This is a genomic window from Prauserella sediminis, assembly GCF_014195435.1.
Taxonomy (GTDB): Bacteria; Actinomycetota; Actinomycetes; order Mycobacteriales; family Pseudonocardiaceae; genus Prauserella; species Prauserella salsuginis.
This window is the reverse complement of the sequence record NZ_JACIBS010000001.1, coordinates 2789353-2810316: the sequence shown is the minus strand read 5'-3', so window position 1 is coordinate 2810316 and position 20964 is coordinate 2789353. Positions and strand designations below refer to the sequence as shown.

Here is a 20964-nt window from a genome sequence, read left to right as displayed (position 1 = left end):
CCGGCGGCCGTGTCCCGCCACACTTTCGTGAGGGCGCGGACACGGTCGCCGGGGCCGTCGTACAGTACGGGCCGGGAATCGCGACGACTTGCGACTTTGGGGGAGGTGCGACGTCATGACGTCCGGACACGAGGTCCAGACCAGTGAGCTGCGTGGTTATGCGAGCCTGACCGCGCGCCAGGCGAACAATCTGAAGGCCATCGGCCACCACGCGCGGGAGAAGGGCGGCGACACGAGCGGCTACACAGGCCTGCTCGCGCTGCTCGCACCCGTCGTGACGGGTGTCGTCGAACTGTACGGCGAAACGCTCGAGTTCGCGCACGGCAAGATGAACGAGCTCACCGAGAAGGTCGCGGGCGCCGCGGACAAATACGAGGGCAACGAGGCCGATCAGCACGCCGAGATCCAGGCTCTGGGCGGCAAGCTCGACGCGGTCGACACCAACGTTCGGGGCAGCGACTGATGGCAGGGGGCAGCTACCAACAGCTCGAAGACCCGGTCGCGATCCTCGCCAAGGACCCCGGTCTCGAGGGCGGCGCCAAGATCGAGGACGCCATCGCCAACGCGGGCATCCAGGTCCAGGCCGTGAACTGGGTGTGGGAACAGGTCGTCGGTGAAAGCCTCGTCGAAACGCTCATCACGCCCATCACGGGCGATTTCGAACAGATCGCCCGCGGCGCGGCACAGTGGAACAACGTGCGCGACGCGCTGCAGGCGGTGCGCAACAACCTCAACGGCGGACTCGAACCGTTGCAGAGCGCGTGGCAAGGCGGCGCGGCCGAGTCGTTCAGCTCGGAGGTCAGTTTCCAGTGGACGATCGGCCTCGAGGCCGACGCGCAGGCCGCGAAGCTCATCGGCATGGCACTGGCGAAGGTCGCCGACGGCTCGAAGGCCGCGTGCGACAAGGCACTCGGGCTCATCGAGACGATCGTCAACAAGCTGATCGAGGCCGCGGCGATGCTGCCGATCCCGGTCGTCGGCTGGGGCAGAGCGGTCAAGATCGTCGTCGACGTCATCCAGATCGTGAACGCGGTCCTCGACCTCATCGACGGAATCACCCAGCTGATCACCAGCTCGATCGAGGTCATCCAGGGCATCGTCGCCACGGGCACGGCACTGTCGAAACTGGGCAGCGCCGACAACCTCAACGACGTCATCGGCGTCGCCAACGAGACGGGCAAGGGCATCGCCCAGGTCCAGAGCGGACGCGAGGGCATCAGCGACGCGAAGACGTCGATCGCCAGCGCGAGCAAGGACTACGTCAAGTCGGGACTGAGCTACAACGACAACGTCGAAGGACTCGACCGGGAACGCTCGGCTCACCGCGCCGAGCAACAGCAGGCCACGAGCGCGGCCTCCTCGGACACCGCGAACTCGGGCGGTCCTACCCCGGCGCGCCGTCCGGCCGCTCCCGCCGACACGTCGATGGCGGCCAACGCCGGGCACACCGAGACCGAGGCACGACCGCGCGAAGTCGTCCCCGGCTCCGGCGACCCGGTCGATCTCGCCACCGGCCAGATGTTCCTGACACAGCAGGATCTCGAACTCGCCGGAGTGCTGCCACTGGTACTCGAGCGCACGCACTTCTCCGGTTACCGGGTGGGCAGGCTGTTCGGCCCCGGCTGGGCGTCCACTCTGGACCAACGCATCGAGGTCGAGGCCGATGCCGTGTACGTCGCGGGCGCCGACGGCGGCCGCCTCCGGTACGCGCTACCCACGACCGGCGGCGATCCGGTGGTTCCCGCCACCGGATCGTTGTGGCCGTTGACCCGGTCCGCCGACGACGTGTTCACGCTGCAACAGCCGAAGCTCGGGCGCACGCTCACGTTCACCGGCAGCGGTCGGATACGGCACCTGTCGGCGATCGCCGACCGCAACGGCAACCGCATCGACGTCCGCTACGGCGAGCCCGGAGCCGACACGGCAGGCGACGCCGTTCCGTCCGAAGTGGTCCATTCCGGCGGCTACCGGGTGCTGGTCGATTCCGTGGACGGTCTGATCACCGGCTTCCGGCTGGCCAATCCACGCGGCGAGGCGATCGTCGTCGCGCGATTCGGCTACGACGAGGGCCGGAACCTGGTGGCCGTGCACAATTCGTCGGGCAGGCCGATGCGGTTCACCTACGACGAGTACGGCTCGATCACGCAGTGGACCGACCGCAACGGCGAGTGGTACCGCTACCACTACGACGCCGCGGGCCGGGTCACCTCCAGCGAGGGCGCGGGCGATGCACTCGTGGGCCGCTGGGAGTACGACGACGCGGCGCGCACCCGGACGTTCACCGATGCGCTCGGCGCCACGACGACGTACGGGTTCAACGAGCACTGGCAGCTGGTCTCCGAGACCGATCCGCTCGGTAACACCACGACCCGGCAGTGGACGAGCTACAACGAGCTGCTGTCCGAAACGGATGCTCTCGGCCGCACCACGCGGTGGGAGTACGACGACGCGGGCAACGTCACGAAGACGACGATGCCGGACGGTTCCACGGTCGTCACGCAGTACAACGAACTCGGCCTGCCCACCCGGATCACCGGCCCCGACGGCCGCACGGAACAGCGATTCCACGACGCGGCAGGCAACCTGACGTCGGTCGTCGATCCGGGCGGCACGCTCACTCGCTACACCTACGGCCCTCGGGGTGCGCTCGAATCGGTGACGGACGCACTCGGCGGGACCCGCCGGATCCGCACCGACGGCGCGGGCCTGCCCGTGACGGTGACCGACGGGCGGGGCGGCATCACGCGGTACATCCGCGACGTGTTCGGCCGGGTCGGCGAGGTCGTCGACCCGGCGGGCGGCAGGCTGCGGATGGCGTGGACGATCGAGGGTCGACTGCTCTCGCGCACGCAACCCGACGGGACGACCGAACGGTGGCGCTACGACGCCGAGGGCAACGTCATCGAGCACGTCGACGCGCTCGGCATGCGCACCCGCACCGAGTACGGCAACTTCGACCTGCCGGTCGCGCAGGTCCGCCCCGACGGCACCCGCCTGGAGTTCCGCCACGACGCGGCGCTGCGCCTGGTGTCGGTGCGCAATCCCGAGGGTCTGACGTGGGATTACACCTACGACGCTGCGGGCAGGCTGACGTCCGAAACGGACTTCAACGGCCGCACCCTGCGCTACCGTCACGATCGCACCGGTGCGCTGGTGTCGCGCACGAACGGCGCGGGTGAGACCGTGACGTTCACCCGCGACGCGCTCGGCAACGTGGTGGAGAAGTCCGGTGTGGACGGCAACGGCACGGAGCGCGTCACCCGATTCGAGTTCGACCCTGCGGGCAGGCTCGTCGCGGCGACCTCGCCCGACGCGGAGGTGCGGTACGAACGCGACGGCTGCGGCCGCGTACTGACCGAGACGGTCAACGGCGCCACGGTGCGCTCGTCCTACGACGAGCTGGGCCGCCGGGTCGCGCGGGTGACGCCGAGCGGCGCCGAGTCCAGGTGGAGCTACGACGCGAACGGCCGCCCCGAGGAGCTGTCGAGCGGCGGCCACACGATCCGGTTCTCGTACGACGCGGCGGGCCGCGAGGTGCGCCGCCGGGTCGACGCGGGCGCCGAGCTGGTGCAGGCGTGGGACGTGAACCACCGGCTCGCCTCGCAGACGCTCACGGCGCCGAACCTGTACACGCCGGGCGGCCCGAGCCGGGTGGTGCAGCAACGCGCGTACCGCTACCGGCAGGACGGTTTCCTCGCAGCGGTCGACGACCGTATCGACGGTTCCCGCACCTTCGACCTCGACTCGTCGGGCAGGATCACCGTGGTGCGCGGCCACGGCTGGGCCGAGCAGTACGCCTACGACGCGTCCGGCAACATCACCCACGGCTCGTGGCCGTCCACTCCGGACGGCTCGGGTGCCCCGGAGGCGCAGGGGCCGCGCGAGTACACCGGCACGTTGATCCGGCGCGCCGGAGCCGTGGCCTACGAGCACGACGCGCAGGGCCGCGTGGTGCGACGGCGGGCGGCGGCGCCGTCGGGCGCAGAGCGGTCCTCGACGTTCACCTGGGACGCCGAGGACCGGCTCACGACGGTGACGACGACGGACGGCACCCGCTGGCGGTACGTCTACGACCCGCTCGGCAGGCGCATCGCCAAGCAGCGGCTGTCGAGTTCCGGTGCGGTCGCCGAGTCGGTCGCCTTCCACTGGGACGGCGTCACGCTCGCGGAGCAGACCGCGACGGGTCCTTCGCCGGACGGCTACACGCCCGGCCGGTCCTCGACCACGACGTGGGACTTCGAACCCGACTCGTTCCGCCCCGTGACACAACGGGAACGCACCCGCGGCGGTGACGGCCCCGCGATCCCGGCGGGCGGCGCAGGATTCGACGCCCCCGTCGGACCGGGGCCGGTGGGTGGCGCTCCGGTGGGTGGCGCTCCGGTGAGCACAGGCCCGACCGGTATCGGGCCTGCGGGACAACCGCCCGCGGGACAACCGCCTGCGGGACACCCGCCCGCGGGAACACCCGCAGCCGGCGGCTCGCAGGAATGGGTCGACCGGCAGTTCTATGCGCTGGTGACGGACCTGGTCGGCACTCCGCTGGAGATGATCGATCCCGACGGCGACCTCGCGTGGCACAGCCGGTCCACGATCTGGGGACAGTCGGTGACCGGCGGGCCGCAGGGTGGGCCGTACTGTCCGCTGCGGTTCCCCGGGCAGTATCACGACCCGGAAACCGGCGACAACTACAACTGCTTCCGCTTCTACGACCCGGCGATCGGCGGGTACTCGGCGGCGGATCCGATCGGCCTCGAAGGCGGTGTCACCCCGCATCGTTACGTCGCGAACCCGGTGCACGCCTACGACCCGCTCGGTCTCGCGCCGTGTTCGGGACCGGCGCGCCCCTCTCCGGACACGTCCGGCGGCGACGGTGCGCTCAACTCGGGCCACCTGGATCAGGCGCGCGGCAATCTCACCGGAGAGGCAGCGAGTCCGAACGCCGGCGATGCGGCCGCCCCGTCCACCGGACCGCAGCGGCCCGGTGCCAGCGGACTCGGGGCGATGGAACGCCAGCACGGCACTCCCCCGCCCCGATGACGGCGGCCGCATCACCGCGGGCGGGCGTCGCAGGTGAGCCCGCCCACCGTCGTGCCTGCCGGGCATTCCGTCCGGCCGGCACCGTGACCGCACGAAACCGGCCGCGGCTCGCGGCCGTCGACACGGCCGAAGGGGAGTGACCGTGACGAATCCGGACGCCTGGATGACGCCGCAGATCAGGGACGCGCTGGCCAAACTCGAGGAGGCCGAGGTGGACCTCGACACCCGCGTCGCACAGGCGGGACAGCTGGCGGAGCAGCTGCCGAAGGGCGGCCTGTCGCAGGAGGACATCCAGCTCATCGAGCAGCACGCCCGTAGCAAGGACGCGCCACGCGAACTGCGCGAGCTCCAGGATCGCGTGGACCGCGGCGACCTGTCGTGGCAGGACATCTCCGCGGGCCGGTTCCTGGACGATCCGCAGGTCCGCGCGGCGCTCGAACACGGCGTCGCGGGGATGCAGTCGGCCTACACGATGATCCGGGAGGGGCATGAGCTCGACGAGATCATCGAGTCCGGCGGGCCGGCCGTGCCGACGTCGAATCCCGACGACGGCGCCACAGACACCGACGAGCCGGACGACGCGGCCGAGCGGGACATCTTCCGCGGCGGCCGCGACACGGGCGGTTCCCGTGCCGACGACCGCCCGGCTGCCGGCGGAGCCTCCGACGGGTCCCGCGATCCCCGCACGGGTGACCCCGGTGTCGGCGACCCGGGCACCGGTCGCCCCCGTGGCACTGCGGGCGGAACGGGCACCGGCGGCGCGGGCTCTCGCGGCCGCGACGCCGACGCTCCGGATGACGACGACTACTTCGGCGGTTCGCCGTTCCGCTGACGGAGTCCACGACGGGGCTCGCACCCGCGCCTGCCCACGGCATCGGTTCCGAAACCGCAACACCGGTCACAGGGCGGTAACGTTTACGCCATTCGTGGCGACACTCCACCGGCAGCGGCAACGCCGCCCCGAACCGTGAGCGAAGCCGAACCGAACAGGGTGTGAGCGGAAGATGTCCTACCAGCGTTTCGTGGCGCTCGGCGACAGCCTGACCGAAGGTCTCGACGACCCGTACCCCGGCAGGCCGGTCTATCGCGGCTGGGCCGACCTCGTCGCAGAACGCCTGGCCTGCGACGAACCCACACTGCACTACGCCAACCTGGGAGTGCGGGGGAAGCGACTCGACCAGATCGTCGTCGAGCAGGTGCCCGCGGCCGCCGACCTCGAACCGGACCTGGTCGCACTCTGCGGCGGGGCCAACGACCTCATGGCGACCCGCGGCTACGACCGCGAGGTCGTGGCGAGTCGCGTGCGCGCCGCGCTGCGGCTGCTCACCGACATCGCTCCCGAGGTGGTGGTGTTCACGCTCTCCGACGTGTCCGGCAGGCTGCCGCTGGTCCGGTGGATGCGCTCGCGCATCGAGGCGTTCAATGACACGGTGCGTTCCGCCGCAGACGCCCACGGCGCCCGCGTGGTCGACCTGTGGCCGGACCAGTCGGTCCACGATCTGCGTTACTTCGGGCGCGACCGGCTGCACCTGAGCGAACACGGCCACCGGCGGGTCGCGGGGCACGTGCTCGACACCCTCGACGTCCGATACGACCCGAGTTGGCTGGCCCCGCTCCCCGGTGCTCCCCACACGCCGGGTCCGCTCGCGCACGCGCGGTGGGTCTGGGGTTCGGTGCTGCCGACGGCGCGCACCCGCGTGACGAACTACCTCACCGGCCGTTGTTCGGGCGACGGCTTCACTCCGAAGCGGCCGCAACTGCGACCCGTGCTCGACGACCTACTGTCCGTCGACCGCGACACACCACGGCCCGCCTGACGGTGACGCGCCCCGGCACGAGTTGCCGCCTTCCGGCAATCGCATGAGCGGTGGCCAGTACGATGACCCCCATGTCACAGGCCGTAACCAGCGGAGCGAAAGTCTCCTTGACCGGCATCAAGCCGACCGGTGAGCCGCACCTCGGCAATCTCGTCGGCGCGATCCGGCCCGCGCTGACGCTCACCGAGGAGTACGACTCGGTCTACTTCATCGCGGACTACCACGCACTCACCAGCGTGCGCGACCCGCAGGAGCTGCGGCAGTACACGCGCTCGGTCGCCGCGACGTGGCTCGCCGCAGGCCTGGATCCGAAGCGCACGACGTTCTACGTGCAGTCGGACGTGCCCGAGATCTTCGAGCTCAACTGGGCGCTGTCGTGCATGACGGCCAAGGGCCTGATGAACCGCGCCCACGCCTACAAGGCTGCCCGCGACAAGAACGTCGAGGCGGGTGAGGACCCGGACGCGGGCGTCAACATGGGCCTGTACAACTACCCGATCCTTATGGCCGTCGACATCCTGATCATGGAGTCGGACGTCGTGCCGGTCGGCAGGGACCAGTTGCAGCATGTCGAGTACGCCGCCGACATCGCAGGCAGCTTCAACCACGTCTACGGCAAGAACTACAGGTTCAAGGTGCCCGAGGCGATCGTCCCGGACGAGAGCCACGGCCAGGCGCTGCCGGGCCTCGACGGCCGCAAGATGAGCAAGTCGTACGACAACACGATCCCGCTCTTCCTGCCCGAGAAGAAGCTCCTCAAGCTCGTGCGGCGCATCCCCACCGACAGCACGCCAGTGGACGAGCCGAAGAACCCGGACACCTCGGCGCCGTTCCAGATCCTCGAACAGTTCGCGTCGGCCGACCACGCGGGCGTCGTCGCGGACACGCGCAAACGCCTCGAAGCGGGCGGCATGGGCTGGGGCGAGCTCAAGAACGTGCTGTTCGAGGTGCTCAACGCCGAGCTGGCCCCGCTGCGGGAGCGTTACGAGGCGCTGATGGAGCCCGGCAGTGAACTCGACACGGTGCTCGCGGAGGGTGCGCAGAAGGCGCGGGACCGCGCGGGCCGCGTGTTGTCGCAGGTGCGCGAGGCGATCGGGTTGACGGGCGTGGCGCGCTGATGAAGGTCCTGGGGGAAGGCGACCGGGAGTACGCGGGGCGTTATCGCCTGCTGGCGATGCTCGGCGAAGGCGGCATGGGCCGGGTGTACCTGGCCATGGCGCCGGACGGCAGACCGGCGGCGCTCAAGCGCATCCATCCCGCGTTCTCGCACGACCAGGGGTTCCGGGAGCGTTTCCGCCGCGAGGTCGCGACGTCGCGGCAGGTCTCCGGCGCGTTCACCGCGGCCGTCATGGACGCCGACACCGAGGCGGAGCAACAGTGGCTCGCCTCGGTGTACGTGGCCGGACCGTCGCTGCAGGACGCGATCGACACCGCGGGGCCACTGCCGCCCATGGCGGTGCGGCACCTCGCAGCGGGCCTCGTGTCCGCGCTGGCCGACATCCACCGCGCCGGCCTCGTCCACCGCGATCTCAAGCCGAGCAACGTGCTGCTGGCCTCGGACGGCCCCCGGGTGATCGACTTCGGCATCGCGCGAGCCGTCGAAGGCAGCTCCGAGCTCACGAGCACCGGCTCGGTCGTCGGTTCCGCCGGGTTCACCTCGCCGGAGCAGGCCGAGGGCCGTAGCCTGACCACGGCCAGCGACATCTTCTCGCTCGGCACGCTGCTGGTGATGGCGGCCACCGGCAAGAGCCCCTATGCGGGCAACACCACGCCGCAGACTCTCTACAACGTCGTGCACGGCGAGCCGGACCTGAGCAAGGTGCCGCCGGAGCTGATGTCGATCATCGGCCCGTGCCTGGCGCGTGACCCCGCCCAGCGGCCGACCCCGGACCAGCTGCGCGGGCTGATCGGCAGCCTCCCGCCGACGAACAACCCGTGGCCCGAGCGGGTACAGCAGGAGATCCGCCGCTGCGAGGACGACGTCGATGCCGTCCTCGCCGGCTCGGACCTGCGGAAGTCACGCAGCGGCCTGGTGGTCGCGCTCGCCTCGCTGATCATGGTCGCGGCACTCGGTGTGACCGCCCTCATCGGCGTCACGCACCCCGAAGCGGGCACCGCCACGACCGTCGCCGCCCAGGAGCCCGATCCGATCCCGACGACCGAGGCGCCCACCGGACCGCTGGCGCCCACATCGCTGCGCAAGCTCGACCCGTGCAAGCTCATCCCCAGCCTGAACTCCGACGGCAGCACGGAGTACGACGAGTGCCGGTTCGACGTCAGCGAGAACATGTCGGTCACGTTGGAGCTCGGTTCGCGGATCACGTCGAGTTCGAACAGCTCCGGCGGCGAGACCGCGGGGCTGACCACGCTGGTCAACGGTCCCGACGAGGGCAGGTGCGCAGTCGCGGGCGTGCTCCCGCAGATGCCGACGAACGGCATCGAGGTGAGCGTCAGCTGGTACGGCGACGGGAAGCCGGGCAAGGACCACAAGCCGTGCGAGGCGGGACGGGAGTACCTCGGGGAAGCGGTGAAGGCCGCCCGTAAGGGCGACGGCACGTGGGCCGAGCAGTACCGCACGCTGGCCGAGGTCGACCCGTGCCTGCTCATCAGCAGGCAGCGGGCGCAGGACGTGTTCGGGCAGACGCCGTCGGTCGAATCGGACTATCTCCGCGAGTGCACCTACAGCGGCGGGGGCGAGGCGGTCGTCGCTCTCGACATCAGCGGAAATCCGGAGGAATCGTCCTCGGAGAGCACGGAGAAGATCGAGGTCGGCGGCAAGGACGTCTACCAGCGGCCGAGTTCGACCGGTTCCGCCTCCTGCAGCGTCGAATGGCCCGAGGCGCCCGTCTCCGGTGAGGACTCCGACTACTACGCACAGGTGGTCGAGGTGTCCTACCGGGGGCGGTACGACGACCAGGACACCACCGCCGACCTCGCATGTGAGCGCGCCCGCAAACTCGCCGACGCCGTGATGGAAGGGCTGCCGACGTCATGAAGCCGCTGCAGCCCGACCAGTCCCACCCGATCGGCCACTACCGCCCGCTGGTGCTGCTCGGCGAGGGTGCCATGGGCCAGGTCTTCCTGTGCCTGGGCCAGGACGGCCGCGTCGCCGCCGTCAAGCGCATCCACCCCAGCTTCTCGAAGGACGACGGCTTCCGCGTCCGGTTCCGGCAGGAGGTCGAGGCCTCCCGCCGGGTGTCGGGTGCCTACACCGCAGCCGTCATGGACGCCGACCCCGAGGCCGAAGCGCCCTGGCTGGCGTCGGTGTATGTGGCGGGGCCGTCGCTGCGGGACGCGATCGATGCGAGCGGGCCGCTGCCGGTGCCGTCGATGCGGCGGCTCATCGCGGGCCTGGCCACCGCGTTGTCCGACGTGCACCGCGCCGGGCTGATCCACCGCGACCTCAAGCCGGGCAACGTCCTGCTCACCTCCGACGGCCCGCGTGTGATCGACTTCGGTATCGCCCGTGCCGCCGAGGGTGCCGAGTTCACCAGCACCGGAACGGTCGTCGGATCCCCCGCGTACATGTCGCCCGAACAGGCCGAGGGCAAGGACCTCACGCCGGCGAGCGACATCTTCTCGCTGGGCACGCTGCTGGTCATGGCCGCGACCGGGCAGGGCCCGTTCACCGGCACGACCGCCGCGCAGACCCTCTACAACGTGGTGCACGAGCCGCCGCAGCTCGACGGGGTGCCGCCGGAGATGCTGCCCGTGATCGAGGCCTGCCTGGCCCGTGAGCCCGAGGCCCGGCCGACACCGGCACAGCTGCTCGACCTGGTCGGGCCGATCGACCACGAAGGCCCGGTCTGGCCCGTCGCCATCCAGCAGCTGATCGACAAGCAGGAGGCAGAGGTCCGGCACGTGCTGGCCCTGCCACCACCGGAACCGCCGCCGCCTCCGCGCAAACCGCGATGGCCCAAGGTGATCGCACTGATCGGCGCGGGCGCGGCCGTGGTGGCCCTCGCGGTCACGCAGGGTATGGCGCCCGTCTCCGGCACGGTGATCGAACCGGAGCAGCGCGAGCCGGTGGCACAGGCGCTCAGCGTCGACCGGCTGCGCGACATCGACGCGTGTGCACTGTTGGAGGACGAGACCTTCGGTGACACGACGCTGCAGCCGTCGAGCTACTCGACGTACCTGCACCGGTGCCGTTTCGGCGAAGGCGGGTTCAGCTCCGATTCGCTCAACCTCGAACTCGGCGCGACGATCGACCGCTCACGCATGACCGCCACCGGTGAACAGGTGGCGGGCCAGGCTGTGCTACAGGAGAGCACGAGTTCGGGCTGCAGCAGCGCGGTCGCGTTGCCGGATTCGCCGCAGCAGGCGATCACGATCGACGTCTCCGGCGAGTCCCCCCTGTGCGATCACCTGTCGGCGGCGCTGGACGTGGCCGTCGACAAGCTGCGCACGGAACCGCCGCAGCAGAATCTCCCGGACGACAGCCTCGCGCGAACCGACATCTGCGCGCTGGTCGACGACGACGCGGCGAGGCAACAGCTGGGTGTGATCCAGTCGAAGACCGCCGACGACCTCAGCACCTGCCGGATCGACGCCATCAACGGCAGCGGCAATCTGCGCGCCGAACTCACCTACGCCGAGACGTTCGGGCCGAACAACAGCTACCGGGACGTCGAACCGGTCCAGCTCGACGGAGTGACGGGATACGTCAGCAACCGCTCGTCGAGCTGCGCGCTCGAGTGGAAGCACCGCGACTTCGAAGAGGGCAAATCCGACCAGGTCATGCCGACGATCGAAACCGTCCGCGTGACCTACACACCCCGCGACGACAAGGCCAAGCCGTGTAAGCAGGCCGAGTCCATCGCCAACGCCGTGCTGAAGAACCTGCCCCCTGCCGGCTGACCGGTAGTCCACCTCGCGGCGGCCTTCGCAGCGGCCCTCGCGGTTGAACCCGTGCTCGCATTGCTACGCGGGTAGCGGGCTCGACCACGCCGACTGCACCGGGTCATCGAGCTACACCGGTTGCGCGCTGGCGGTCACGGTCGGCCCGAACGGCTGCCCACAACGACTGCCCGAGGTCCCACCACAGCGCGCCCGCGCATTCGACTTCGTCCCACAGGCGATACAGGCCGAATTGCTCACACTCCCCGAACCCGCCCTCGCCGTCCACGGTGGCGCGTGAGCGGTCCGGTGGAGTGAACACGTCGCCGTCGGCGTGCACTGCGTGTCCAGGGAGAACAGAACCCACAGGTCGTGACCTCCGGCCGGTTCAGCGAGGACATAAACCACGGCACCGATTCCTCCCACACCTTCAAAGGGACCTGAGCAGCCGCGTGAACCGTGGCCGACGAGTCCGCATCCACCAGGGTCGTCGGCGGTTCGACATTGCTGTGGTCACGCGTCGGCATGAACATCGCATACCCGCCGTCGAACCGGATCTCGACGCCCCGGCCGTCACGCTGGAGCAGCACCGATTCCCCGCCGCAGTGCCGATCTTGGGGTCAGCGAGGGTCAGCCCCTTGCACGTCCGATTCACTGGAATGGTTCGTTCGTGCGTCTCGAGCGTGATCGCGGTGTGGCCCTTTCCGCGCGATCGAGGTGGTGTCGAGTTGTCTGTACGTGTCGCCGGAGTCGGTTCACCCTATTGCGCAATGGTTGTTTCGACCATGGGTTCGATAGCGTGGGTGTTGTGGATGACGTGGGGGATGGTGTTGGTGACGGTGTTTGTGACGGCGTTGGTGACAAGGTCGAGCGGGTGCGGGAGATCCGTGCTCGGCGGGCCCGGCTGGACGCTGAGGAGTTGGCGTTGCTGGCGGAGTTGTCGGCGGCGGTGGGTGATGATCGGGGGTTGGCGGAGGAGTTGACGCCGGTGCTGCGGGTCTCGACGCGGGAGGTCGAACGCCGCATCGACGACGGCAGGTCGTTGGCGGGGCGGATGCCGCAGCTGCTGAGTTCGATGCGGGCCGGCGAACTCGAGGCGTATGGTGCGCGGCGGGTGTTGGCCGCGGTCGACCCGCTCGACGACGACACGGCCCGCCAGGTCGATGACCTACTGGCGGAAAGACTGACGGATGCGCCGGAGACGGCGTGGCAGCCGGGGAACCTGGCCCAGCGGGTGCGCCGGTTGGTGGAGAGGGTCGACCCCGGCGGGCAGGTCGAACGTGCCCGGCAGGCACGGGCGGAGCGGAAGCTCGAACTCGCCCCGGGCGAGCACGTCATGTCCTCACTCGAAGCGAGCCTGCCGGCGGAGGTCGCGGCCGCGTGCTACTCACGAGTCGATGGGATGGCCAGGTCACTGCGCCGTAGCGGCGACGGGCGCACCCTCGATCAACTGCGAGCGGACGTGACCGCCGACCTGCTGTTGGGACGCGATCCCGGGGTGGCGCCGCCGGAGGCGGCGGCCATGGTCTACGTGCACGTACCGGCCAACACGGCCCTGGCGATCTCCGACGAGGGGTGTGAGCTGGACGGTTACGGGCCGATCCCGGCTCCGATTGCCCGGGAGATCATGACCAACGAGCGCAGCATCTGGCGCGCGGTGCTGTGCGATCCCGGCACGGGCGAACCGGTCGATCTGGGGCGGACGCGGCGGCGGCCGAGTGCGGTGATCCGCGAGCTGGTGCGGGTGCGGGACCGGGAATGCACGATGCCGTGGTGTCACCGACCGGCCCGGCATTGCGACCACGAACACGAACACCCCTGGGCCACAACCGACGACGGCGGCGGTGGTGGTTCAACCTCGGTCGCCAACGGCGGCCCACGCTGCCGACGGCACCACCGGCTCAAAGACCAGCCCGGCTGGAACACCCGCTACGACCCCGTCCACGGCAACACCCGCGTGACGACGCCGCACGGGGCGACTTACACCGCACACCGCCACCCCATCCTCACCCCGACACGCACTGCCCCGACACGCCGCGACCAGGCAGGCCACAACCCGAGACGCGCTGCCCCGGCACGTCGCGTACCGGGACGCGACAGCTCGACACGCCCTGCCCAGGCACGGCATGAGGCCCGAACTGCACCGGGGCGAACAACCACCGACCCGGATCACCAGAAGGACGACAGCCCACCGTTCTAGGACATGTCCTAGAACGACCTGCCGGGCCGGCGACCGGCGGCCCCGCCGCGGATCACACGTCGTAGTCCACTGTGACCTCGCCGGAGACGGGAACCGTCTGACAGGTCAGTACGAACCCGGCATCCACCTCGGCCTGTTCGAGCGCGAAGTTGCGGCGCATCGACACCTCACCGCCGGTGACCTTCGCCCGGCACGTGCCGCACACTCCGCCCTTGCACGCGAACGGCAGGTCGGGGCGCGCCCGCTGCGCGCCATCCAGAATGGACACATCACCGGGCAGTGCGGTCGTGGTGCGCCTGCCGTCCAGCACGACCGTGACGTCACAGGCGTCGGCGGCCGACTGCTGCTCGACGTGCCGTACCGGTTCCGGCGGGACATCGCCCGCGTAGAACAGTTCCGTGTGCACACGGTCGCCCGACACGCCCACCTCGCCGAGCAGTTCCCGTGCCCCCGCAACCATGTCGAACGGCCCGCACAACCACCACTGCGCGATCGCCGCTGGATCGCCGACGAGAGTCAGCAGCGCACGCAGCTTGTCCGCGTCGAGCCTGCCGGTGAACAGTTCAGCCTCGCGCGGTTCCCTGGACAGTACGTGCACGAGTTCGAGTCGCTGCGGGTAGCGATCCTTCAGGTCGGCCAGGTCGTCGGCGAACATGACCGTGTCGCTGCGGCGGTTGCCGTACAGCAGTGTCACGGTGGCTGCCGGGTCCCGCAGCACGGTCGAGGCGATCGACAGCAGCGGGGTGATCCCCGAGCCGGCGCCGATCAGCACGTGCCGTCCCGCCGTGTCCGCCGGGGTGAACGTGCCTGTCGGCGCGCCGACCTCGACCTCGTCACCGGGCCGCACCTCGCGCACCAGCCAACCGGAGAACAGCCCGCCCGGCACCTCCCGCACGCCGATGCGCAGCGAGTGTCCCTCCGCCGCACAGATCGAGTACGACCGGCGCTCCTCGCGACCGTCGATCGTCCGCCGCACCGTCAGCGACTGCCCCGCCCGGAAATCGTAGAAGTCGGCCAGTTCGGGCGGCACGGCGAACGTGACGGCGACCGCGTCGTCGCACAGCCGGTCGACGCCCGCGACCGTCAGGGTGTGGAACTCGCCGCGCAGCCGGGACCGGACGGGCGTGGTGGATGCGGTCACCTCAGATCTCCTTGACATGCTCGAACGGCTCGGCGCACGCCGGGCATCGGCGTAGCGCCTTGCACGCGGTCGGCCCGAACTCGGACACCGCCTCGGTGTCGACGGCCCCGCAGTGCGGGCAGCTCACCTGACGTCGGGGCGGCAGCAGCTGCACCGGAACCGGGCCTGCGCCCCGCTGCGGCGCGAGCCCCGGTGGTGCGATACCCGCCTCGGCGAGTCGCCTGCGGCCCCGCTCGGTGATCCAGTCCGTGCTCCACGGCGGATGCAGCACCGTGCGGACCTCGACATCCTCGAAACCGGCCCGCTGCAGTGCATGCACGAGGTCGTCGCGCATGGTGTCCATCGCGGGGCAACCCGTGTAGGTCGGCGTGATCGACACCGTGACCCCGTCCGCGGTCTCGGTGACCTCGCGCAGCACACCGAGATCGGCCAACGTGAGCATCGGCAGTTCCGGGTCGGTCACCGTCTCGGCGACCTCCCTCGCGGACGCGATGGTCCCCGTGCTCTCACCGGTCCTCGCGGTCACCATGTCGCCTCCGGATGGGCCCGCGCGACGCTCTGCAGTTCCGCCAGCAGGTATCCCATCGCCTCGGTGTGCCTGCCGTCGCGGCCCTTGCCACCCGCGACGCCGGCCTTCGCGCGGACCTGCGGCGTATCCAGGGTCGCAGCCGACAGCACCTGCGCGAGCACGTCGTCGAACTCGCCGCGCACCTCGGCCAGGTCGGCGGCCACCCCGGGCAGCCGCCGCTCGACGTCGTGCGTCTCGAACAACTCGGCCACCAGCGGCCACACGTCGTCGAACGCCGCGACCATCGTGGCGTGCGAGGTCTCCGTGCCGTCGCCGAGCCGCACGACCCACTGCGCCGCGTAGTCACGGTGGTAGGTCAGCTCGTTGACGCCCTTCTGCGCGATCGCCGCGAGCACCGGGTCGGCCGACGTCCGCAGTCGCTGGAACACCGCGAGCCGCCACGTCGTGAGCACCAGCACCACTGCGACGAGCTGTGCGAAGTCGGCGTGTTCGCGTTCGGCGAGACGGACGTTGCGGAACTCGTGCTCGCCGCGGAAGTAGGCGTAGTGGTCCTCGCCGCGGCCGCTGCCGTCGGCCTTGCCCGCACGCGCCAACAGCAGCCGCGCCTGGCCGAGCAGGTCGAGCCCGATGTTGGCGATCGCGACCTCGTCCTCCAGCTCGGGCGCGCGGGTGCACCACTCCTGCAGCCGGTGCGAGAGCACGAGCGCGTCGTCACCGAGCATCAGGCAGTACTGCGCGAGGTCATCGCCGTCCACACCGGATGGAACCGTGGTGTCCACTCCGGACAGCGGATCCTCGAATCCGGTGCCGAACGCCCACCGCGCGTCGTCGTGCGCATCGGCGAGCGCCTCGTAGGCATTGTCGAAAGCCATGGTCGTTCCCTCGTTCGTGAGGCGGATCCCCGCCCCGGCCACCTACATGTGGGGGACGTTCTCGGGGATGTCGTAGAAGGTCGGATGCCGGTAGACCTTGTCGCCCGACGGAGCGAAGAACGGGTCCTTCTCGTCGGGGCTGGAAGCGGCGATGTCCGCGGCCTTGACGACCCAGATGCTCACGCCTTCGTTGCGCCGCGTGTACAGGTCACGGGCGTTGTGCAAGGCCATGTCGTCATCGGCCGCCCGCAGCGATCCGACGTGCACGTGGTTCAGTCCCCGCTTGCCTCGTACGAACACCTCGTACAGCGGCCACTCGCCCGTCATGCCGCGACCTCCTTCCGCTGCTGCTGTTTCCGCGCGTGCGCGGCCGCGGCCTCGCGCACCCATGCGCCGTCCTCGTGGGCCTTGCGGCGGCGTTCCATCCGCTCGGTGTTGCACGGCCCGCCGCCGGAGATGACCTGCTTCAGTTCGTCCCAGTCGATGGCGCCGAAGTCGTAATGCCCGCGGTCGGCGTTCCACGCCAGGTCCGGGTCGGGCAGTGTCACGCCGAGCGCCTCGGCCTGCGGCACGGTCATGTCGACGAACCGCTGCCGGAGCTCGTCGTTGGTGTGGCGCTTGATCTTCCACGCCATCGACTGCGCCGTGTTCGGCGAATCGTCGTCGGGCGGGCCGAACATCATCAGCGACGGCCACCAGTACCGATTCACCGCGTCCTGCACCATCTCCCGCTGCTGCTCGGTGCCGGACATCATCGTCATCAGCAGCTCGTACCCCTGCCGCTGGTGGAACGACTCCTCCTTGCAGATGCGGATCATCGCGCGGGCGTAGGGCCCGTAACTGCTGCGGCACAGCGGCACCTGGTTGCAGATCGCCGCGCCGTCGACGAGCCAGCCGATCACACCGACATCGGCGAACGACAGCGTCGGATAGTTGAAGATCGACGAGTACTTCTGCCGCCCGCTGATCAGCTTCTCGGTCATGTCGTCACGGTCACCGCCGAGGGTTTCCGCCGCCGAGTACAGGTACAGCCCGTGACCCGCCTCGTCCTGCACTTTCGCGAGCAGGATCGCCTTGCGGCGCAACGACGGCGCCCGGGTGATCCAGTTTCCCTCGGGCTGCATGCCGATGATCTCGGAGTGCGCGTGCTGCGCGATCTGCCGGATCATCGTCTTGCGGTACGCCTCGGGCACCCAGTCCCGCGGTTCGATCCGCTGGTCCTTGGCGATCGTGTGCTCGAAGTGCCGCTCCAGCTCCGCTTCGGACGGTGCCGGTTCCGTGACGGTCATGCCGCCTCCTGTGTCTTGTGGGGCACCCTCCCCCGCTGCGGCGAAAGAGCATGCCGCAGCGTGGGCTCAACCCGGTCGGCGCCGATGAGCGAAGCTCCGCAGGCTCCGCGATTTTCGCTCATGCCGCCTCCTTCGCGACGAGGGTGAGCACGTCGTACTTGGCGACCGAATCGCCGTCGGCGTTGGTCACGTCGGCGTCCCAACGCACCTCGCCGTAGTCGGCGTTCTCGCGCGGGGTGATCTGCTTGCAGGTCAACGTCACCGTCAGCGAGTCACCGGGCTTGACGGGCGTGAGGAAACGCAGGTTCTCGAGCCCGTAGTTGGCGAGCACGGGGCCGGGTTCCGGCGAGACGAACAGTCCCGCCGCCAGCGACACCACGAGGTAGCCGTGCGCGACGATGCCGCCGAACAGCGGGTTCTCCGCGGCCGCGGCCTCGTCGGTGTGGGCGTAGAACGTGTCGCCGGTGAACTCGGCGAAGTGCGCGACGTCCTCGGCCGTGACCGTGCGCGGGCCCGCGACGACCGCGTCACCCACGCGCAGTTCGGCGAGGGACTTGCGGAACGGGTGCACGTCGGTGGTCGTCCGCGGGGCTCCCTGGGTCCACCGGCCGGTCACCTCCGTCAGGACGGCGGGGCTGGCTTGCACGGCCGTGCGCTGCATGTGGTGCAGCACGCCGCGGATCCCGCCCATCTCCTCGCCGCCGCCGGCACGCCCGGGACCGCCGTGCACGAGCTGCGGCATCGGTGAGCCGTGCCCGGTCGACTCGCGCGCGTCGTCGGCGTCGAGCACCAGCAGCCTGCCGTGCCAAGGGGCCGCACCGAGCACGACCTCCCGTGCGAACTCCTTGTCCCCCGTGACGACCGAACCGGCCAGGCTGCCCTTGCCTCGCGCGGCGAACTCGACGACCTGTTGGGTGGAGGTGTACGGCAGCAGGGTCGATACCGGACCGAACGCCTCGACCTCGTGCGGTTCGGCCCGCGCGGGATCACCGGAGAGCAGCACCGGGGAGAGGAACGCGCCCCGCTCGGCATCGGCACCGGCGACGTCGACGTGCTCGGGATCGCCGAACACGACGGTCGCCGCACTCTGCAGCGCCTTCAGGCTGCGACGAACCTCCTCGCGCTGTTCCAGGCTGGCCAGCGCGCCCATGTCGGCACTCGCCGGGTCGCCGACGGTCACCTTCGCGAGCCGCTGCCTTGCAGCTTCGGCGACGTCGTCGAGCAGCGCCGCGGGCACGAAGGCCCGCCGGATCGCGGTGCACTTCTGACCCGCCTTGACGGTCATCTCCGTGACGAGCTGGTCGACGTAGAGGTCGAATTCGGCCGTACCCGGCGTGGCGTCCGGGCCGAGGATCGAACAGTTCAGCGAGTCGGCCTCGGCGTTGAATCGCACCGCGCTCCGAACGATCGCGGGGTGGCTGCGCAGTTTGCGCGCCGTGTCGGCGGAGCCGGTGAACGACACGACGTCTTGTTCGGTGACGTGGTCGAGCAGATCACCCGCGCTGCCGCAGACGAGCTGGAGGGACCCTTCGGGCAGGATCCCGGACTCGACGATCAGCTCGACGAGCTTCTCGGTGAGGTAGGCGGTCTGACTCGCGGGCTTGATCAGGCTCGGCATACCGGCGAGGAAGGCGGGTGCGAGCTTCTCCAGCGGGCCCCAGACCGGGAAGTTGAACGCGTTGATCTGCACGGCGACGCCGCGCAGCGGCGTCGCGACGTGACGGGCGACGAACGTGCCGCCCTTGCTGAGCGGTTCGACCTCGCCGTCGATGTACACGGTGTCGTTCGGCAGTTCACGCTTGCCCTTGCTCGCGTACGCGAGCAGGACGCCGATCCCACCGTCCACATCGAACTTCGAATCGCCGCGCGTGGCGCCGGTACGTGCGGACAGCGCGTAGAGCTCGTCGCGGTGCTCGCGCAGGTGCGATCCGAGTGCCTTGAGTAGCGCCGCGCGCTGGTGGAAGGTCAGCTCCCGCAACGCGGGACCGCCCACCCGGCGGCCGTGGTCGAGCGCGGCGGCCATGTCGATGCCGTCCGACGACACGCGGGCGACCTCGGCGCCCGTCACGGCGTCGCACACCGGCGCGCCGTCGCCCGCGCCCCGCTGCCAGTGCCCGCCGACGTAGCTGCGCAGCAGGCCGGGGCTCGATCCTCCCGCGTTCGACTCGGCTCCGTTGCCCATCGATCCTCGCTCTCGTGGCCCACGGCTCCGGTGAGTCATGAGCTCTCGTAATTACTAACCGAACGGTCGGGAATTAATGTTAGCGCGAGCCGGTCCACCGCGGCAAGACCTCCGGTTCACCCGGGGTTCGTCAGCTCCAGTCGTGGAACCCCTTACCGGTCTTGCGCCCGAGGTCCCCGGCGGCGACCTTGTCGCGCAGCAACTGCGGCGGGGCGAACCGCTCCCCGAGTGTCGAATGCAGGTAGTCGGCGATCGCGAGCCGCACGTCGAGCCCCACCAGGTCGGTCGAGCGCAGCGGCCCCATCGGGTGGCGGTAGCCGAGCTCCATCGCGTTGTCGATGGCCTCGGCGCCGGCGACCCCCTCTTCGAGCATCCGAATGGCCTCGAGACCGAGCATCACGCCGAGTCTGCTCGTGGCGAACCCGGGCGAGTCGCGCACCACGACGTCGGTCTTGCCGAGCGCCCGCACCCAGCCGGTGACCCGGCCGACGACGTCGTCGGCCACCTGCGGCGGGGTGACGACCTCGACCAGCTTGGACGCAGGAACCGGATTGAAGAAGTGCATGCCGAGGAAACGTTCGGGCCGGGCCAGCGGGGCACTCAATTCGGCGATGGACAGCGAGCTCGTATTGCTGGCGAGCACGGTGTCGGCGCCGATCACCGCTTCGGCACCGATGAGCACCTCGACCTTCAACTCGGGTAGCTCGGGCACGGCTTCCACGACCAGCTCCGCGTGGCCGGGCAGGCCGGTGACGTCCTCGACCAGGGTTACCCGTTCGAGCACCACCTCGGGACGATCGTCGAGCTTGTCGCGCTCCGCGGCCTTGGCCAGGCCGTCGGCGATCCGCTGCCGCGCGGCTGTGGCGGCCTCCTCACCGCTCTCCACGACGACGACCCGGGAGCCGAGTGCCGCGAAGACCTGCGCGATCCCGGCCCCCATCCGACCACCGCCGATCACCCCGACCGTCGCCGGACCGTTGGGCACGGACGCCTCGTTCATGCGATTCTCCTCTTGACATCGGTTCTCGGGCTGACCTTTACTCTTCACACGAATTCAT

At 70.1% G+C, this 20964-nt stretch carries 15 protein-coding genes; 8 read left to right on the top strand and 7 right to left on the bottom strand.

The genetic code is table 11. The annotated features are described in order from the left end of the window. The first annotated feature begins 115 nt into the window (after nt 1–115). The 8 genes from FB384_RS12810 to FB384_RS12775 all read left to right on the top strand — a co-directional run bounded on the left by FB384_RS12810 (nt 116) and on the right by FB384_RS12775 (nt 13893). A complete protein-coding gene (locus tag FB384_RS12810) occupies nt 116–463 on the top strand; it encodes a hypothetical protein (RefSeq protein ID WP_183782976.1) in 348 nt (115 codons plus the stop codon). Next, nucleotides 463–5037, top strand: coding sequence for a DUF6531 domain-containing protein (locus FB384_RS12805; RefSeq protein ID WP_183782974.1), 4575 nt, complete (start codon nt 463–465; stop codon nt 5035–5037). The genes FB384_RS12810 and FB384_RS12805 overlap by 1 nt, the downstream gene beginning before the upstream one ends. 142 nt (nt 5038–5179) lie before the next feature. Continuing rightward, nucleotides 5180–5869, top strand: a complete 690-nt coding sequence (locus FB384_RS12800) for a hypothetical protein (protein ID WP_183782973.1) — start codon at nt 5180–5182, stop codon at nt 5867–5869. A gap of 172 nt (nt 5870–6041) precedes the next feature. Beyond that, nucleotides 6042–6854, top strand: coding sequence for an SGNH/GDSL hydrolase family protein (locus FB384_RS12795; RefSeq protein ID WP_183782972.1), 813 nt, complete (start codon nt 6042–6044; stop codon nt 6852–6854). Between the two features lie 71 nt (nt 6855–6925). Continuing rightward, nucleotides 6926–7972, top strand: a complete 1047-nt coding sequence (locus FB384_RS12790; RefSeq protein WP_183782971.1) for a tryptophan--tRNA ligase — start codon at nt 6926–6928, stop codon at nt 7970–7972. Then, nucleotides 7972–9849 (top strand): serine/threonine-protein kinase, encoded by a 1878-nt coding sequence (locus tag FB384_RS12785; RefSeq protein WP_183782970.1) that lies wholly within the window; start codon nt 7972–7974, stop codon nt 9847–9849. Before FB384_RS12790 ends, FB384_RS12785 begins: the two co-directional genes overlap by 1 nt. Beyond that, nucleotides 9846–11714 (top strand): serine/threonine-protein kinase, encoded by a 1869-nt coding sequence (locus FB384_RS12780; RefSeq protein ID WP_183782969.1) that lies wholly within the window; start codon nt 9846–9848, stop codon nt 11712–11714. The genes FB384_RS12785 and FB384_RS12780 overlap by 4 nt, the downstream gene beginning before the upstream one ends. 787 nt (nt 11715–12501) lie before the next feature. Continuing rightward, on the top strand, nt 12502–13893 hold the full coding sequence (locus tag FB384_RS12775; protein WP_183782968.1) for a DUF222 domain-containing protein: 1392 nt from the start codon (nt 12502–12504) through the stop codon (nt 13891–13893). Between the two features lie 52 nt (nt 13894–13945). Here the strand turns inward: FB384_RS12775 and paaE are convergent, their stop codons facing one another. The 7 genes from paaE to FB384_RS12740 all read right to left on the bottom strand — a co-directional run bounded on the left by paaE (nt 13946) and on the right by FB384_RS12740 (nt 20954). Beyond that, on the bottom strand, nt 13946–15052 hold the full coding sequence (gene paaE, locus FB384_RS12770; RefSeq protein ID WP_183782966.1) for a 1,2-phenylacetyl-CoA epoxidase subunit PaaE: 1107 nt from the start codon (nt 15050–15052) through the stop codon (nt 13946–13948). Beyond that, entirely contained in the window at nt 15036–15563 is a 528-nt protein-coding gene (gene paaD, locus FB384_RS12765; protein WP_183782964.1) for a 1,2-phenylacetyl-CoA epoxidase subunit PaaD, read from the bottom strand. The genes paaE and paaD overlap by 17 nt, the downstream gene beginning before the upstream one ends. After that, nucleotides 15557–16435, bottom strand: coding sequence for a 1,2-phenylacetyl-CoA epoxidase subunit PaaC (paaC, locus tag FB384_RS12760; RefSeq protein ID WP_183782962.1), 879 nt, complete (start codon nt 16433–16435; stop codon nt 15557–15559). Before paaC ends, paaD begins: the two co-directional genes overlap by 7 nt. Before the next feature lie 42 nt (nt 16436–16477). Further along, on the bottom strand, nt 16478–16762 hold the full coding sequence (gene paaB, locus FB384_RS12755) for a 1,2-phenylacetyl-CoA epoxidase subunit PaaB (protein WP_183649888.1): 285 nt from the start codon (nt 16760–16762) through the stop codon (nt 16478–16480). Further along, the gene (gene paaA / locus FB384_RS12750; protein WP_183782959.1) at nt 16759–17724 is read right to left on the bottom strand and encodes a 1,2-phenylacetyl-CoA epoxidase subunit PaaA; all 966 of its coding nucleotides are present in this window, start codon (nt 17722–17724) and stop codon (nt 16759–16761) included. The genes paaB and paaA overlap by 4 nt, the downstream gene beginning before the upstream one ends. Before the next feature lie 118 nt (nt 17725–17842). Next, the gene (gene paaZ / locus FB384_RS12745; protein ID WP_183782957.1) at nt 17843–19906 is read right to left on the bottom strand and encodes a phenylacetic acid degradation bifunctional protein PaaZ; all 2064 of its coding nucleotides are present in this window, start codon (nt 19904–19906) and stop codon (nt 17843–17845) included. Nucleotides 19907–20036: 130 nt separating this feature from the next. After that, entirely contained in the window at nt 20037–20954 is a 918-nt protein-coding gene (locus FB384_RS12740) for a 3-hydroxyacyl-CoA dehydrogenase family protein (protein WP_323985214.1), read from the bottom strand. Between the last annotated feature and the right edge of the window lie 10 nt (nt 20955–20964).

Excerpts from the sequence above, each read along its gene's own strand:
- FB384_RS12810 (WP_183782976.1), top strand. The coding sequence starts at position 116 with ATGACGTCCGGACACGAGGTCCAGACCAGTGAGCTGCGTGGTTATGCG.
- FB384_RS12805 (WP_183782974.1), top strand. The coding sequence starts at position 463 with ATGGCAGGGGGCAGCTACCAACAGCTCGAAGACCCGGTCGCGATCCTC.
- FB384_RS12795 (WP_183782972.1), top strand. The coding sequence starts at position 6,042 with ATGTCCTACCAGCGTTTCGTGGCGCTCGGCGACAGCCTGACCGAAGGT.
- FB384_RS12790 (WP_183782971.1), top strand. The coding sequence starts at position 6,926 with ATGTCACAGGCCGTAACCAGCGGAGCGAAAGTCTCCTTGACCGGCATC.
- FB384_RS12785 (WP_183782970.1), top strand. The coding sequence starts at position 7,972 with ATGAAGGTCCTGGGGGAAGGCGACCGGGAGTACGCGGGGCGTTATCGC.
- FB384_RS12780 (WP_183782969.1), top strand. The coding sequence starts at position 9,846 with ATGAAGCCGCTGCAGCCCGACCAGTCCCACCCGATCGGCCACTACCGC.
- paaE (WP_183782966.1), bottom strand. The coding sequence starts at position 15,052 with ATGTCAAGGAGATCTGAGGTGACCGCATCCACCACGCCCGTCCGGTCC.
- paaD (WP_183782964.1), bottom strand. The coding sequence starts at position 15,563 with ATGGTGACCGCGAGGACCGGTGAGAGCACGGGGACCATCGCGTCCGCG.
- paaC (WP_183782962.1), bottom strand. The coding sequence starts at position 16,435 with ATGGCTTTCGACAATGCCTACGAGGCGCTCGCCGATGCGCACGACGAC.
- paaB (WP_183649888.1), bottom strand. The coding sequence starts at position 16,762 with ATGACGGGCGAGTGGCCGCTGTACGAGGTGTTCGTACGAGGCAAGCGG.
- paaA (WP_183782959.1), bottom strand. The coding sequence starts at position 17,724 with ATGACCGTCACGGAACCGGCACCGTCCGAAGCGGAGCTGGAGCGGCAC.
- paaZ (WP_183782957.1), bottom strand. The coding sequence starts at position 19,906 with ATGGGCAACGGAGCCGAGTCGAACGCGGGAGGATCGAGCCCCGGCCTG.